The sequence below is a fragment of the Streptomyces sp. NPDC058812 genome, assembly GCF_042744565.1.
Classification (GTDB): domain Bacteria; phylum Actinomycetota; class Actinomycetes; order Streptomycetales; family Streptomycetaceae; genus Streptomyces; species Streptomyces thinghirensis.
In genome coordinates this window covers 477,613-491,545 of sequence record NZ_JBHYOB010000002.1, presented here as the reverse complement: position 1 = coordinate 491,545, position 13,933 = coordinate 477,613, and the positions used below count along the sequence as shown (strand labels likewise).

Annotated in this window: 9 protein-coding genes and 1 pseudogene; 2 read left to right on the top strand and 8 right to left on the bottom strand. The window is 72.3% G+C overall.

From position 1 onward, the window contains the following. Positions 1 to 123 precede the first annotated feature (123 nt). From ACFW48_RS06265 to ACFW48_RS06255, 3 genes and pseudogenes are all read right to left on the bottom strand, one after another. Positions 124 to 1,941, bottom strand: coding sequence for a glycoside hydrolase family 35 protein (locus ACFW48_RS06265; protein ID WP_386310916.1), 1,818 nt, complete (start codon positions 1,939 to 1,941; stop codon positions 124 to 126). A gap of 261 nt (positions 1,942 to 2,202) precedes the next feature. Beyond that, positions 2,203 to 2,601, bottom strand: a pseudogene (locus ACFW48_RS06260) (short-chain dehydrogenase); the annotation flags it as partial. Between the two features lie 54 nt (positions 2,602 to 2,655). Continuing rightward, positions 2,656 to 5,136 (bottom strand): glycoside hydrolase family 3 protein, encoded by a 2,481-nt coding sequence (locus ACFW48_RS06255; RefSeq protein ID WP_386310914.1) that lies wholly within the window; start codon positions 5,134 to 5,136, stop codon positions 2,656 to 2,658. A 210-nt stretch (positions 5,137 to 5,346) separates the two neighbouring features. Here ACFW48_RS06255 and ACFW48_RS06250 point away from each other — a divergent pair, with 210 nt between their 5' ends. Beyond that, entirely contained in the window at positions 5,347 to 6,039 is a 693-nt protein-coding gene (locus tag ACFW48_RS06250; protein ID WP_386310912.1) for an alpha/beta fold hydrolase, read from the top strand. A gap of 108 nt (positions 6,040 to 6,147) precedes the next feature. Here the strand turns inward: ACFW48_RS06250 and ACFW48_RS06245 are convergent, their stop codons facing one another. From ACFW48_RS06245 to ACFW48_RS06230, 4 genes are all read right to left on the bottom strand, one after another. Beyond that, on the bottom strand, positions 6,148 to 7,194 hold the full coding sequence (locus ACFW48_RS06245; RefSeq protein WP_386310911.1) for a 5'/3'-nucleotidase SurE: 1,047 nt from the start codon (positions 7,192 to 7,194) through the stop codon (positions 6,148 to 6,150). Between the two features lie 178 nt (positions 7,195 to 7,372). Continuing rightward, positions 7,373 to 8,713, bottom strand: a complete 1,341-nt coding sequence (locus ACFW48_RS06240; protein ID WP_386310910.1) for an MFS transporter — start codon at positions 8,711 to 8,713, stop codon at positions 7,373 to 7,375. 207 nt (positions 8,714 to 8,920) lie between these two features. After that, complete coding sequence (locus ACFW48_RS06235; protein ID WP_386310908.1) at positions 8,921 to 9,946, bottom strand: LacI family DNA-binding transcriptional regulator; 1,026 nt, start codon at positions 9,944 to 9,946, stop codon at positions 8,921 to 8,923. Positions 9,947 to 10,101: 155 nt separating this feature from the next. Beyond that, the gene (locus ACFW48_RS06230; protein ID WP_386310906.1) at positions 10,102 to 10,677 is read right to left on the bottom strand and encodes a TetR/AcrR family transcriptional regulator; all 576 of its coding nucleotides are present in this window, start codon (positions 10,675 to 10,677) and stop codon (positions 10,102 to 10,104) included. Between the two features lie 365 nt (positions 10,678 to 11,042). Between ACFW48_RS06230 and ACFW48_RS06225 the strand changes: the two genes are divergently transcribed. Continuing rightward, positions 11,043 to 12,194, top strand: a complete 1,152-nt coding sequence (locus ACFW48_RS06225) for a serine hydrolase domain-containing protein (RefSeq protein ID WP_386310905.1) — start codon at positions 11,043 to 11,045, stop codon at positions 12,192 to 12,194. Positions 12,195 to 12,200: 6 nt separating this feature from the next. Here ACFW48_RS06225 and ACFW48_RS06220 read toward each other — a convergent pair whose 3' ends face one another. Then, on the bottom strand, positions 12,201 to 13,850 hold the full coding sequence (locus ACFW48_RS06220) for a PucR family transcriptional regulator (protein WP_386310903.1): 1,650 nt from the start codon (positions 13,848 to 13,850) through the stop codon (positions 12,201 to 12,203). Between the last annotated feature and the right edge of the window lie 83 nt (positions 13,851 to 13,933).

Below are 13,933 nucleotides of genomic sequence, written 5' to 3'. Positions count from 1 at the left end.
CCCGGGGTGCCCCCCCCGCGGGCCCCCCCCGGGGGCCCCCCCCGGGCCCCCCCCCCGGGGCCGGGCGCCGGGGGCGCCCCCCCCCCGGCGGGGGCCCCCCCGACGCGCGGGGCCGTGAGGAGGTCAGCCGAACGTCTCGACGTACTCCTCCGACGGTCCGAGGTCGGGACGGTCGTGCAGGGTGATCCGGTCGCCGAAGCGTTCGAGTTCCAGCACGGTCAGGGTGTTGTCGCCGGGGTGCAGCAGCGGGCCGGGCAGGTAGAGCGTGGCCTGCGGTCCGATCTCCCAGTAGCGGCCCAGCAGGGTGCCGTTGACCCAGAGGAAGCCCTTCCCGAAACCGGGCAGGGCGACAAAGGCGTCGGCCGGCTCCGCCACGGACAGCGCGGCGGTGGCGAAGCCCGCCCGGCCGTCCGGTGGGGCCGCCGCCGCGGCGCGGGCCGTGTCCTGCCGCGTCCACTCGTCGAGCGGCAGCGGACGGCTCGTCCAGCCGTGCACCAGCCTGCGTTCCACCCGCACCCCGCCGAGGATGCCCTTGCCCTGGCCGAGCAGCGGTCCGTAGTTGATCCGCCCCTGGTTCTCCACCAGCAGCGCCAGCCGGACGCGCGCTCCGGTGCCGGAGACGGTGAAGGAGGCGGTCTCGCGGTCCAGTACGGCGACGGGTGCGCCGTCGACGAACACCTGGGCGCGGTCGTGCAGTCCCGTGACGGTCAGTTCGTGGTCTCCCGTAGGCAGCAGCGGCTCGGCCTCGTAGAGGACCAGGCCGGAGGCCAGGGAGAGTTCCTCGAAGCTGAGCGGCAGCGGTGCGTGTACCGGTTCGGCCGCCGCGCGCAGCCCGTCCAGCAGGGCCGCGTGCGGGGTGACCGGGAGTTCGCGGGGTTCCAGCAGCGGCGGATCGGCGGGCAGCGGGCGCTCGGTCCCGGCGCCGTCGAGCGCGGTCAGCTTCTCCCTCAGAGCGAAGAACTTCGGTGTCAGGGCGCCGTTCTCGGCGATGGGGGCGTCCGAGTCGTAGCTGGTGACGGCCGGCTGGATCCTGCCGCCGTCGTGGTTGGCGCCCGCCCACAGTCCGAAGTTGGTGCCGCCGTGCGCCATGTAGAGGCTCACGGAGCCGCCCTCGTCGAGGATGCCGCCCACGGTCTCGGCCGCGCTCTCCGCCGACCTGACGTGGTGCTTCTCGCCCCAGTGGTCGAACCAGCCGTTCCAGAACTCGGCGCAGAAGAACGGCTCCCCGGGCCGGCGCGAGCGCAGCAGCGCCGCTGCCTGAGCGGGACGTGAGCCGAAGGTCGCCGCCGCCAGTTCGCCGGGCAGGGCGCCGCCGTCCTGCATCAGCGGGGTCGGCCCGTCGGCCGTGTAGAGCAGTTCGGTGACTCCCCGCTCGACGAGGGCGTCCCGCACGTGGCGGACGTAGGCCTGGTCGTCGCCGTAGCTGCCGTATTCGTTCTCGATCTGTACGGCCACGACGGGTCCGCCCCGGCCGGCCTGGAGCTCGGCGACGCGCGGGATCAGCTCGTCGAACCAGCGGTCGACTGCTGCCAGGAAGGGGTCGTGGGAGGTACGCAGCCGCATGCCGGGAGTGCCGGTCAGCCAGGCGGGCAGACCGCCGTTGTCCCACTCGGCGCAGATGTACGGGCCCGGCCGCACGATGACGTCCAGCCCTTCCTCCTGGGCGAGGCGGACGAACCGGGCCAGGTCGCGCGGGCCGTCGAAGCGGATGTCGCCCTCGGTGCGCTCGTGGAAGTTCCACGGGACGTAGGTGTCCACCGTGTTCAGGCCGAGGGCGGCCAGCCGCCGGAGCCGGTCGGCCCACTGCTCGGGCCGGACCCGGAAATAGTGCAGCGAGCCCGCCAGGACGCGGTGCGGGCGCCCGTCCCGAAGGAGGACGCCGTCGCCGTACGTCAGGGTGGCCACGGCCGGTGGCGGGGAGGCCGGGAAAGAGGTGCTCACTTGACGGCTCCAGCGGTCAGGAGGGGGACGAGGACACCAGCGGTCGGAAGTTGGAACTATGGCAGAGAATGTTATCGATGCCAATCCATGAGCGGTGTCTGCGCATGTCTCGCTGGCCGAGCTGTTCCCTTCCTATGAGAACGATGCCATTGGGGGTCGTTCGGGCTGCCGCTGGACCGGCTGCGCGGGATGGTCGGGGCGGCGTCGCTGCCGGAGGGCTTCGTGGTGGTGCCGAGCGCGGGCCGCCCGCGTCAGCGGGCCGCCGTACACCGGCTGTGGCGTCTCGGAAGCGGCGAGCAGCTTCGCCGCCGTCTCCCCGGCCTCCGCCGGACTCCAGCGGGCGCCCTTGTCGGCGGTGGGGCCGGGCCGCCGGCCCTCCAGCACGGTGATCCGTCCGGCCTCGGCCTCGAAGACCCGGCCTGTTACCCGGAGGAGGGCCGCGGAGCCCAGCCGGACGACGAGCGGGGAGACGTTCTCCGGGGCCATCGCGTCGAATCCGCCCTCGCCGGGCGCCGCCACGGTCTCGTCGAATCCGCCCTCGCCGGGCGCCGCCACGGTCTCGGCGAAGGTCTCCTCCGTCATCCGGGCGGGCGCGGCGGGGACGATCGCGTTGACCTGGACGCCGTACCGGCCCATCTCGGCGGCGGCGACCAGGACGACAGCGCTCCGGGGCGGCGGGCCAGGTGCCGCCCCGGAGCTGATCGTGGCCGCTCGTCAGAGCGTGAGCGGTGCCGTGAGGCGGACGTCGGCGAGGGAACGGGCGGCGTGGACCTCATAGGTGCCCTCGACGCGGCGCCAGCCGTCGCCGTCCCAGATCTCGAAGGCGCGGTCGGGCAGCTCGACCGTCACCGAGGCGCTCTCGCCGGGCGCGGCCGTCACCTGGGCCGAGCCCGCGAGCCACCGGGCCGGGCGGTCCGGGCCCGGGCCGGTCGGCGCGACGTACAGCTGCACGACCTCGCGGCCCGTCCGGCTTCCGGTGTTGCGGACGGTGACGGTGACCGAGGTGCCCTCCGACTCGATCGACTCGTATGCCCAGTCCGTGTAGCCCAGGCCGTGGCCGAAGGCGTACGAGGGTGTCCGCCCAGCCCGCTCCCAGGCGCGGTAACCGATGAACACGCCTTCTTCGTAGTCGAGTTCGCCGTCGGTGGGGACGACGTTGGTGACCGGTGCCCTGTCCAGGTCGCCCCACGTGGTGGGCAGCCTGCCGCCGGGTTCCGCCACTCCGAGCAGCACATCGGCGAGCGCCGCACCGCCTTCCTGGCCGGGGAACCAGCCGAGCAGTACGGCGGCGACCTCGTGCCGCCACGGAAGTTCCACCGGTGAACCGGAGTTGACGACCACGATCGTCCGCGGGTTCACCGCGGCCACCGCCCGTACGAGGTCGTCCTGGCGGCCGGGCAGCGTCAGGTCCACGCGGTCGAAGCCCTCGGACTCGACGCGTTCCGTCGTCGCGACGACGACCACTGCCGTGTCCGCGTCCCGGGCCGCCTCGACGGCCTCGGCGATCAGCTCGTCCGGGTCACGCCGCGGCCCGAGGTGCGTCAGGGAGAACATCACGCCGAACACCGGGGCGGCGGGCCCCTGGGGCAGCGTGTGCAGCAGCGACACCTCCACCGGTTCGCCCTCTCGCAGCACGGCCCTCCCGCGCTCGACGGGCGCGCCGAAGAACGCCTCGAACGGATCGGCCGCCGAGTCCAGCGGCTGCTCCCCGTCGAACAGCACCTCCCCGGCGACGATCAGGCGGTAGCCGCCGATGCCCCGCGTGCCGAAGGAGTGCTCGCCGCTCTCCCGCGGCCGGAACGTTCCGGTGACCTCGATGCTGTGCAGCGTCTCGCGGGTCACGCCGTCGGGCAGGTCGTCGCCGATCCACTGCACCTGGCCGCTGGGCAGCCGGCCCTCGCCGAGCACGTTCCCGGCGGCGTCCCGGCAGACCGCTCGCAAGGTGAACCCCTGCCCGGCGACGGCGAGTTCGTCACTCGGGTCGGCGCCGACCGCGAACGACAGGGCGCCTTCAGGCAGCGCGGCGGTCAGTCCGTCGAGCGGGGAGACGACCCGGGCGGGGAACACCGTCGCGGAGCCGCCGCCGAGGATCCTGGCGTCCCGCGCAGCCGCGCCGAGCAGCGCGACCCTGCGGTTGCGGGCCGGGTCCAGCGGAAGTACGGGGCCGGTGTCCCCCACGGACTCGTTGCGCAGGAGCACGAAGGCGCGGCGCGCGATCTCGCGGGCCAGCCCGACGCCGTCGACCTCGGCCGGGGGCTCGGCGACCACCGGGTCCGCGCCGTCGAGGACGCCCACCCGGGCGGCGAGACGCAGCACATTGCGCACCGCGTCGTCGACCGCGGCCTCCTCGACCTCCCCCGCGCGCACGGCGGCGGCCAGCGCCTCCCCGTAGACGGTGTGCGGGCCCGGCATGGCCACGTCCAGGCCGCCCTCGATGTCACCGGTGGTCGACCGGGCCGCCATCCAGTCGGAGACGTTGAAGCCGTCGAAGCCCCACTCGCCGCGCAGCACCTCGCGCACCAGGCGCTGGTGCTCGGTCATGGTCGGGCCGTTGACCCGGTTGTAGGCGGTCATGATGCCCCAGGGACGGGCATTGGCGACGATCGCCTCGAACGGCGCAAGGTACAGCTCGCGCAGCGCCCGCTCCGAGACGAGATTGTTCACGGTGAAGCGGTCGGTCTCCGCGTCGTTGGCGACGAAGTGCTTCATCGTGGTGCCCACCCCACCGGACTGCACGCCCCGCACATACCCGGCGCCGATCTCACCCGTCAGAAGCGGGTCCTCGCTGTACGCCTCGAAGTGGCGCCCGCCGAGCGGTGACCGGTGCAGGTTGACCGTCGGCGCGAGCAGCACGTGCACCCCCTTGCGACGCGCCTCCTGCGCCAGCAGCACTCCCGCGCGCCGGGCCAGTTCCGGGTCCCAGGTGGCGGCGAGCGCGGTGGGGGACGGCAGCGCGATGGACGGGTCGTCGGCGGTCCAGCGCACACCGCGCACGCCTACCGGGCCGTCCGACATCACGATCGACGCCAGACCGATCTGCGGCATGGCCGGCAGCGACCACATGTCCTGACCGGCCAGCAGGCGCGTCTTGGAATCGAGGTCGAGCTTGCCGAGCGCGGCCTCGACCGCCGCCTCGCGGGCCTGGTCCGGATCCGCCGCTGCGGTCCGCGCTGCCGTGACGTGCGGTTCGGGCATGGCGGTGCCTCCTTGCTCGTATGTGTGGCGACCGGGACGGGGGTGCGCGTCGCTCCGGCCATGGTGACTCACTCACTTGTCAATCGGTAGGTTTCGTTATCTACCCGTTATTTTCCGTTACTCTCCTGCCCCCCTTGCGCGTTTCGGGGTTCGACGAGTACTGCTTACACGTGTAAGCAGTACTCGCTTTTCCTGAAAGGTCTCGCTTCGATGAAGCTGAACGTCCATGAGCGCGGCTCCGGCGACAAGGTGGCGCTGCTGATCCACGGCGGCATGTCCGACCATCGCACCTGGCACGCGCTCGAGGACCACCTCGTCGGCCTCGGCTACCGCGTCGTCGCCCCCGATCTGCGCGGTCACGGCCGCAGCCCGCGCGGGGAGTACCGCGCCGAGCTGCTCGCCGAGGACCTCGTGGAGAACCTGCCGACCGGCGCCGACGTGGCGATCGGCCACTCGATGGGCGGCCTGTCCCTCGCCCTCGCGGTCTCCCGCCTGCGCCCCGCCCGTGCCGTCTACTCCGACCCCGGCTTCCGACTGCGCAACCTACCGGCCGGGGCGACGGCCGGCATGCGGCAGATGGTCGCCGACGCGACCGCCGAGAGCGTGCGGGCCATGAACCCGCGCTGGTCCGACGAGGACGTGGCGGCCGAACTGGCGGGCTTCGCCCTGTTCGACCCCGAGTTCCTGTCGGCCACGGCCCGGTTCGCGCAGGACTACCTGCCGGAGTCGGCCGTCGTACCGTCCCTCGTGCAGCTGGCCGACCCCAGCCTGTGTGTCGACGCGCAGGGCGCGGCGCTGCTCAAGGAGCGGGGGTTCGAGGTACGCGTTGTGCCGCGGGCGGGGCATTGCATCCACCGTGACGATCCGCAGGCCTTCCTCAAGTCCCTGGACGGCTGGATCTGACGGCTCCGAAGCATGCCGGTGCCCCGGCGCGGGGAGGGGAGGGAGCGCCGGGGCTCTGTCCGTGGGTGGCGGCGGTACTCGCGGTTCCGCCGCCACCCACCGGGACCGTCAGCGCCCGCCGCGTACGAACCGTTCGAGCCGCCGGGTGTCCCGCCCGGTGTGCGTACGGTCGGGGCTTACCGGGGTGACCGTCACATGGCCCCGCTGGAGAAGGGCGAAGTCCGGGCGGCGCTTGGTCTCGGGACGGCAGTCCGGGGTGCCCGGTGGGCAGAGTTCGCCGCCGATGGTGAAGGTGTCGCCCTTGGCCGCGTAGCGGAACCTCACGAGCTTCTGCGTGCCCACCGACGTCCACTCGGTGCTCTTGGGGCGCTCCCCCTTCTCATGGTGCGGGTAGTTGACGTTCACGACGAACTTCGTGGTCAGCAGACCGCGTTCACGTAGATCGCCGATGAACTCCGCCCCGAACTCGGCCGTGTCGCGGTACGTGTGGTCCGCGACCTCCAGGGAGTCCGTGACGGCCGGGTCGTACGAGCTGTTGAGCGCGACCGCCGGCACCCCCTCGTCGATCGCGGCGAGCGCGGCACCGACCGTGCCCGACTCGTTGACGACGGAGGCGACGTTCGGGCCGTAGTTGCTGCCGGTGACGACCAGGTCCGGACCGTCGGCCCAGCCGGCCTTCGCCGCCAGTCCGCCGCCGACCCCGAGGCGCACGGTGTCGGCGGGCGTCGCGCTCGGCGTGGACGGACCACAGGGCGCGCTCCCCTTGCACACCCCGTACACCGCGCCGCCGCTCGGCGCTCCGGAGCAGTCGCCCTCGTAGCCTGCGGGCAGCGCGGACCGGCGCTGCACGGTCAGTTGACCGCCGCCCGTGGCGCTGGTGCCGGCGCCGCTCTGGTTCGCCCACGGGGCCATGACGACCACGTCCGCACCGGCCGCGCACAGGGCGCGGCGCACCTCGTACAGGCCCTTGCCGTCGGAGGCGTTGGGGCGGGCCATCTGCATGGAGTCGTCGTTGCTGAGCAGGACGCGCAGGCCCGCAAGGGACCGTCGGTCGTCGTCGGGCTCGGGGCGGTCGTAGGCCGCCTGTGCCTGAGTGCAGGCGAGCAGCACGGTGCCCGCGGCGGCGATGGCTGGGAGTGTTGTGCGGTACTTCATGGTGCCCCTCCTTGGAGTTGGGGGTTGAGGGCTGGGGGTCGGGGATTGGGTTGGGGGTTGCGGGTTGTAGGTCAGGAGTTGGGGGTGGGTGCGACTGTGGGCGGTGTGAGCCGGACGCAGTTCCCCCGACCGTGCGCTGTCCCTGGCCATGCGCTGTCCCTGACCGTGCGGTCTCCGCTCACCGCACCTTCCGCACCGGCAACACCCCCAGCGCACCGATGAGGGAGATGGCCGCGGCCACCGGGAAGAGCGCCTCGTAGCCGCCCGCGGCGACGATCCAGCCGGCGATGCTGGGGGCCAGGATCTGCGGGCCGGCGTTGGCGATGTTGATGACGCCCATGTCCTTGCCCGCGTCGGCGGTGCGCGGCAGCACCTTGGTGATGAGCGCCATGTCGACGGCCATGTACACACCGAAGGCCAGGCCGCCGAAGATGTTGTAGGCGAGCATGCCGCCCTCCGTCGGCCACACCATCGGCACCCCCAGCGCGAGCGCCGCCGCGATTCCGGACGCCAGCACGAAGGGCTTGACCCTGCCGACACGGTCGGCGATCGGGCCGATCAGGAGGGAGGCGAACACGGTGCACACGGCGTTGACGATCATCAGGAAGCCCTGGGTCGGCAACAGGTCCTGCGGCGCGATCTTGATGTGCTCGGCGAGCAGGTACATGTTGTACGTGAGCACGATCATGTAGCCGAGCATCACGCCGAGCCGCGACAGGAAGGCCCAGCCGAAGTCGGGGTGGTCCTTGGGATTGACCCAGAAGTTGGCGAGGAAGCCCTTCAGGGAGAACCGTTCTCGCGGAAGGGCGCGCGCGTCCCGGTCGGGCGAGACGGTCACGAACACCAACGCTGCGACGACCACGATCGCCGCGATCAGGTAGTAGCCGTTCTCCCCGGCGAACCGGCCGCCGAAGCCGCCGATGACCCCGTCGAGACCGAACTTCGTCCCGGGCACACCGCCGATGACCAGCGCGGCGACGATCGTACCGAGCGGCACGCCCAGCCCCACCAGTGCGGAGAACGTGCCGTACTTGCGGGCCGGTACGCGGTCGGGCATCGCGGCGGTCAGGGCCGCCTGGTAGCCGTTCATGATGAACTGCACCACGCCCCAGCTCATCCCCAGCATGGCGATGCTCGCCGCGTGGGCCTGCATGACCAGGGCGAGCGCGCCGAGCAGCGCGCAGAACAGGATCCACGGCGCGCGGCGCCCGAACCGGGACCGGGTGCGGTCGGAGAGCTGGCCGAAGATCGGGTTGCCGATCGTCGCGAGGACGGCGCCGATGGTGCTGGCCGTGGACAGCGCGGTGGTGTCGTTCGTACCGGTGATGTGGGCGACCTGGATGGGAAGCAGGAAGCCGCCCACGCCCATCCACACCAGGTACAGGGCGACGTTGGCCATCGGCAGCGTCAGGTGGAGCGGCCCGAGCCGCGAGGGGACGGCGGGTGCGTCGTCGGTGCGGCCGGCGTGATCGGCCACGACGGTCGACGGCGGCATGTTTTCAGGAAGTGAATGAGTCATGTGGGCCCCTTGGGAGGCGGTGCCGAAAGAGCGGGACGCGGGTGGGGCACGCGTTCGGCAGGAGCGTAGGTGACACGTGTAAGCGTGGCTAGATGTCGCGCATCACGCGATGGTTTCGTTACTTATCGGCCAGAGGCCTGCGGGAGCGGCACCGATTCAGGACGCGTTGAGAAGTTGAAGGCCGTGGACGCGGAACAGCGCGCCGAATCAGGCCGATTCGCGCACGACGAGGCGCGTACGGAGGATGTCGTGCGTCTCCGGAGGTGCGTCGGGGGTGCCGATCAGCCGGTTGAGCAGCTGGGCGATCTCCCGCGACGGCATGTAGTCCATCCGCACGGTCGTGAGCCGGGGCCGGAGCAGCCGGCCGATCAGCAGATCGTCGGCACCGACGACCGCGACGTCCTCCGGCACCCGCTTCCCCGAGTCCTGCAAGGCGCGGACGGCGAGCGCGGCGTACTCGTCGTTGTACGCGAACAGGCCGTCGATCCCGGCCTCCGCGCACTGCCGCGCCCAACGGGTCGCCGCGCCCTCGTCGAGCGCGAGATCCTGCCGTACGACGGTGACGGCGTCCTGCGCCCGCGCACCCTTCTCGGCGCCCGCCAGCCGGGGCTCGGCGAATCCGCGCAGCGAGGCGTCGGCGGGCACGATCACGCCGAGGGTCCGGCGGCCGGCCGCGGCGAGGTGTTCCACCGCACGGAACCCGACCTGCTCCTGGTCGGCCACCAGCGCGTGCGCGCCCGGAACCGGCACCGGACCGCAGCCGAGGACCACCCCGACGCCGGCCTTGTGCAGCACGGCGACGGCGTCCTCGTCCATGCTGTCGTCCATCAGCGACAGCACCGCGTCGGGACGCAGCTCGGCCCAGCGCCGGCCGGCCTCCGCGCCCCGCGCCCCGGTCGGGCCGTAGAGCACGGCGGTGTGACCCAGTTCGGCGAGGGCCTGCTGGAGGTCTGCGTAGGCGTGCGCGAACAGCGGTCCCACCGTTACCGCGGGCGCCGTGAGCAGCACGATCCCGCTGCGCCCCGCTCGCAGCGCCCGCGCCACGGCATGCGGCACATAACCGAGCTGCCGGGCCGCGTCCCGCACCCGCTCGCGAGTGGCCTCGCTGATCCTCCCGCCCTCGGTGTTGTTGAGGACATAGGAGACGGTGGCCCGGGACACCCCCGCTACGCGCGCCACATCACCACTGGTGGGCGGGGCACCGGCAGCACGGGTCGAGGGCGTGGAGGCCATGCCGGTCATCATCGCAGAAGGACCTTGCGTCCTGACGCGCCACCCGATCGCGGGGCGATGCTCGGACCGGCGGCCGAACGGAGCCGGACTTCATGGACCGAGGTCGATGACCCCGACGGCCGGCCTCTCTCGGACTTCCGGTCAGGCGGTGGCGATCAGCCTTCGCCCGTGACGGTCACCCCCGCGAGCAGCGCGATGAAGTCCCGGAACGCCTGGGGCATGTCGACCTCGTCGGGGGCGAGCAGCCACTGGTACTGCAGGCCGTCCATCACGGCGGTGACCAATGGGGCCACCTGCTCGGGCGTGAGCCCTCCGGGCAGGCGGTCGCCGTACTCGGCTCGCAACAGGGCGGCCATGGTCTCGCGTACGGTCACGTAGCGGCGGGTGAAGAACTCGCGCGCCGGATGGTCCTCGGTGACGCTTTCGCCCAGGAGGGCGGAGAAGGTCTGGATCACGGTCGGGCGCATCGCGTTGTAGTCGACCAGCGATGTCAGCAGGTCCAGTCGCCACTGACTGTCCGGCATGGCGTCCCACTGGTCCCGCTCTCCGAGGACGGCGATCAGCAGCGCCTCCTTGGTGGGGAAGTAGTGCAGGAGGCCCTGCTGGGTGAGCCCGACGCGCTCGGCGATCGCTCCCAGGCTGGCTGCCCGGTATCCGCGTTCGGCAATGACCTCCAGCGCGGCACGGAGAATCTCCGCGCGCCGCTCCTCGCCCCTCGTCCCGGCTCCCACCGCGCCCCTTCCCGAAGATGACCGCGCCCGCCGGCGCCCGTCGGCCCAAGGGGACCGTACGTCAATCGCTCGCGAGGTGAGGACAACGACCATACCGATCACCAGGAACGTGGCGCGGTGTGCGGCGCGACAGCGCGCCGCCCGGGCACGAGAGAGCCGCGCCGCGTGACCACCCGGCTCCGCCGGTCGCTCCTCCCGTTCGTCGGCCCCGATGAGTGCCCCGCTCCGTCTTGTCGCCCGCGACGAAGCGGGGGCCGGGCGTCCGCACCTACCTTCCGGACATCACCGGTTCGAGAACGCGGGCAACCGCTGTGCCGCGCGGTGCGGCCGTTGCCGCTGATGGCAGCAACCGAAAGGGGCAGCAGATGGCAGTGCGCACAGCACGGATCGGCGCGGTGGGCCTGGTGGCGGCGGCTCTGACCGCGGCTTCGTTCACCTCACCCGTGGCGGCCGGCGCCGGCCCGGGACATGCGCGGACCCAGCAGGCCATGGACGCCGCGGTCAAGGACGGGGTGCCCGGGGCCACCGGGCAGGTCAATGCCGCGTACTCGGTCTGGATGGGCACTTCGGGCGTCGGGAACCTCAAGACGGGCGCACCGCGCTCGGTGGTCGACCACTACCGGATCGGCAGCATGACCAAGACCTTCGTCGCGACCGTGATGCTCCAGCTGGACGCGGAGGGCAGGATCGACCTCGACAGCTCAGTCGACAGGTGGCTGCCTGGTGTGGTCCGGGGCAACGGCAACGACGGCCGCCGGATATCCCTGCGGCAGCTGCTCAACCACACCAGCGGGGTTCCCAGCTACACCGCCGACCCGGAGTTCCTGGAGCGGGGATTCACCGTGAAGTTCCTGGAGCACCGCTACGACACCTACACGCCCGAGCAGTTGGTGGACATCGCCATGCGCCAGAAACCGCTCTTCGACCCGGGCAGCGCCTGGAGTTACTCGAACACCAACTACATCCTGGCCGGAATGATCATCGAGAAGGTCTCGGGCCGCCCGTACGAGGACGAGATCAAGCGGCGCGTCATCGACCCGCTCGGCCTGTACGCCACCTCCGTCCCCCGCACCGCCTCGTCGATGCCGACGCCGAGTTCGCGTGCGTACTCCAAGCTCTCCCTGGCGCCGCGGCCGACGGACCGGACGTACGACGTCACCGAGCTCAATCCGTCCGCCGCGGCCTCGGCGGGCGCGATGATCTCCACTTCCGGTGACCTGAACCGCTTCTACTCGGCCCTGCTGGGCGGCAGGCTGCTGCCCGCGAAGCAGCTGGCGGAGATGAAGACCACCGTCCCGGTCAGCGGGGCCGGTCTGATCACGGCCTATGGGCTGGGGCTGATGAAGTTCTCGCCGTCCTGCGGTGCCGTGGTGTGGGGGCACGGCGGCAACATCCAGGGGTCGGCGTCCCAGGCCGTGACCTCGGCGGACGGCAAGCACTCGCTGGCCTTCAACTTCAACGGCGACTGGGCGGGGAACACCCAGGCGGTCATCGAGGCGGAGTACTGCCCGAAGTGAACGCGGTCAGCGTGCGGACGTGCCGATGCGGCGCAGCAGGCGCAGCTGCAGCATCAGTGCGAAGCGGACGTCGGGGTCGGTGAGGTCGGCCCGGGCGACCTCGGTGGCGCGGCGCAGGCGGTAACGGAAGGTGTTCTGGTGGACGTACATCGCGTCGGCGGACGCCGGGACGTCGCCGAAGGCGTTGAGCCAGGCGCAGAGTGTGTCGACCAGTTGGGAGTCGTGCTGCTGGTCGTAGGCGAGCAGCCGGGCCAGCGGGCCGGTCGGCGGATCGCCCCGCTCGGCGGCGAGGTCGGCGAGGTCGAGCAGGAGCGCCTCGACATGGACGTCCGAGATACGGGCGAGCTGCCGGGGGCCTCCGTTGGTGCGCAGGACGCGCAGCGCCCGGTCGGCTCCTTCTCGGGAGCGGGCCAGGGCGCTGCCGTCCCGGGCCGCGGGGCCGATGCCGATCAGCGGTGTCAACCGGTCGCCGATGCGCGTGAGGAAGTCGGTGCCGGTACGGGCCGCCCTCTCCTCCGCGTCCCTCTGGTGCGGTGGCACGGGGAGGATGCCGTAGGCGACGTCGCCGATGAGCGCCGTGGCCGCGCGGGCGTGGATCGCGGAGAGATGCACGGCGAAGGCGTCGGCCAGGCGCTGGCGTTCGGCCGTGTGCTGGGCGTGCAGCTCGGTGGAGCCGGTCAGCTCGGGCGGGTCCGGCACGGCCAGGGCGAGGACGACGCCCGCGTAGTCGGTCAGGCCGAGCCGGCCCAGCGCCTCCGCGGCGCCCGGTCCGCCTTCCAGCGCGGTGGACACCAGGTCGGCGCGGAGTCGGTGCTCGACGTCGGCGCCGGCCCGCAGGCGCAGCATGTGCAGGGCCACCAGTCTGGCCGCGTCGCGCAGTGCCTGGCCGCGCTGCTCGGTGAGCGGGGTGTGGGCGACGGCCCAGATGGAACCGAGGACTTCGTCGCCGGCGCGTACGGCGATCGCGGCGCGCGGGATGTGGAATCCGTCGGTCTCGGGTGGGTCGACGTGGACCGGCTGGTCGCTGCGGTAGAGGGAACGGAAGATCCCGCGGTCTTCCAGGAAGCGGGTGAAGCGTTCGGGCACTTGGCGGCCCAGTACGGTTTCCACGCGTGAGGGGTCGGCCTCGTCCTGGCGGCCGGAGAAGGCCAGGACGCGGGAGCTGCGGTCCTCGATGGTGACGGGCGCGTCGAGGAGTGCGGCCACCGCGTTGGCCAGGGCGAACAGGTCGCCGGACGGTGTGCCGCCCAGCGTCTGCGGGCCCTCCTCGCCGACGTCGCCGTCCGCGAGCAGCGAGCGCAGCAGTGCGGCGAGCTGGGCCCACGAGGCGCCGCGGGTCAGCGCGAGCAGCGCCACCCCGGAGCTCTCCGCCGCCGCGGTCACGACGGCGTCGGTCGGCACCGGGGCGCGGACCACCAGCGCCGCGGCGCCGGCGTCGCCCAGGGCGGTGAGCAGCCGGGCGGTCGCATCCGCCCCGTGGACGCCGATGCCGAGCACCAGCGCCTGCCGGGGCAGCACCGGTTCGTCCAGCGCGTCGTGGATGACCACCCCGCCGATCTCGTCGGCCGTGTCCGGGTCACCGCACACCAGGTCGAGCAGAGTGGTACCGAGGTCCTCCAGGACCCGTCTGAGGCTGGCCCGCGGTTGTGTGTTCACTGTGCCCCAGTACCTCCGGTCCCCCCGGACAGTGGTCGCAGCCGTTCTTCGTCGGTGTGGACGGGATTGTGCGGTGTTCTCGT

Bases quoted from the DNA above. Each gene is read 5' to 3' on its own strand.
- ACFW48_RS06245 (WP_386310911.1), bottom strand. From the start codon at position 7,194: ATGAAGTACCGCACAACACTCCCAGCCATCGCCGCCGCGGGCACCGTG.
- ACFW48_RS06225 (WP_386310905.1), top strand. From the start codon at position 11,043: ATGGCAGTGCGCACAGCACGGATCGGCGCGGTGGGCCTGGTGGCGGCG.
- ACFW48_RS06240 (WP_386310910.1), bottom strand. From the start codon at position 8,713: ATGACTCATTCACTTCCTGAAAACATGCCGCCGTCGACCGTCGTGGCC.
- ACFW48_RS06255 (WP_386310914.1), bottom strand. From the start codon at position 5,136: ATGCCCGAACCGCACGTCACGGCAGCGCGGACCGCAGCGGCGGATCCG.
- ACFW48_RS06250 (WP_386310912.1), top strand. From the start codon at position 5,347: ATGAAGCTGAACGTCCATGAGCGCGGCTCCGGCGACAAGGTGGCGCTG.
- ACFW48_RS06235 (WP_386310908.1), bottom strand. From the start codon at position 9,946: ATGGCCTCCACGCCCTCGACCCGTGCTGCCGGTGCCCCGCCCACCAGT.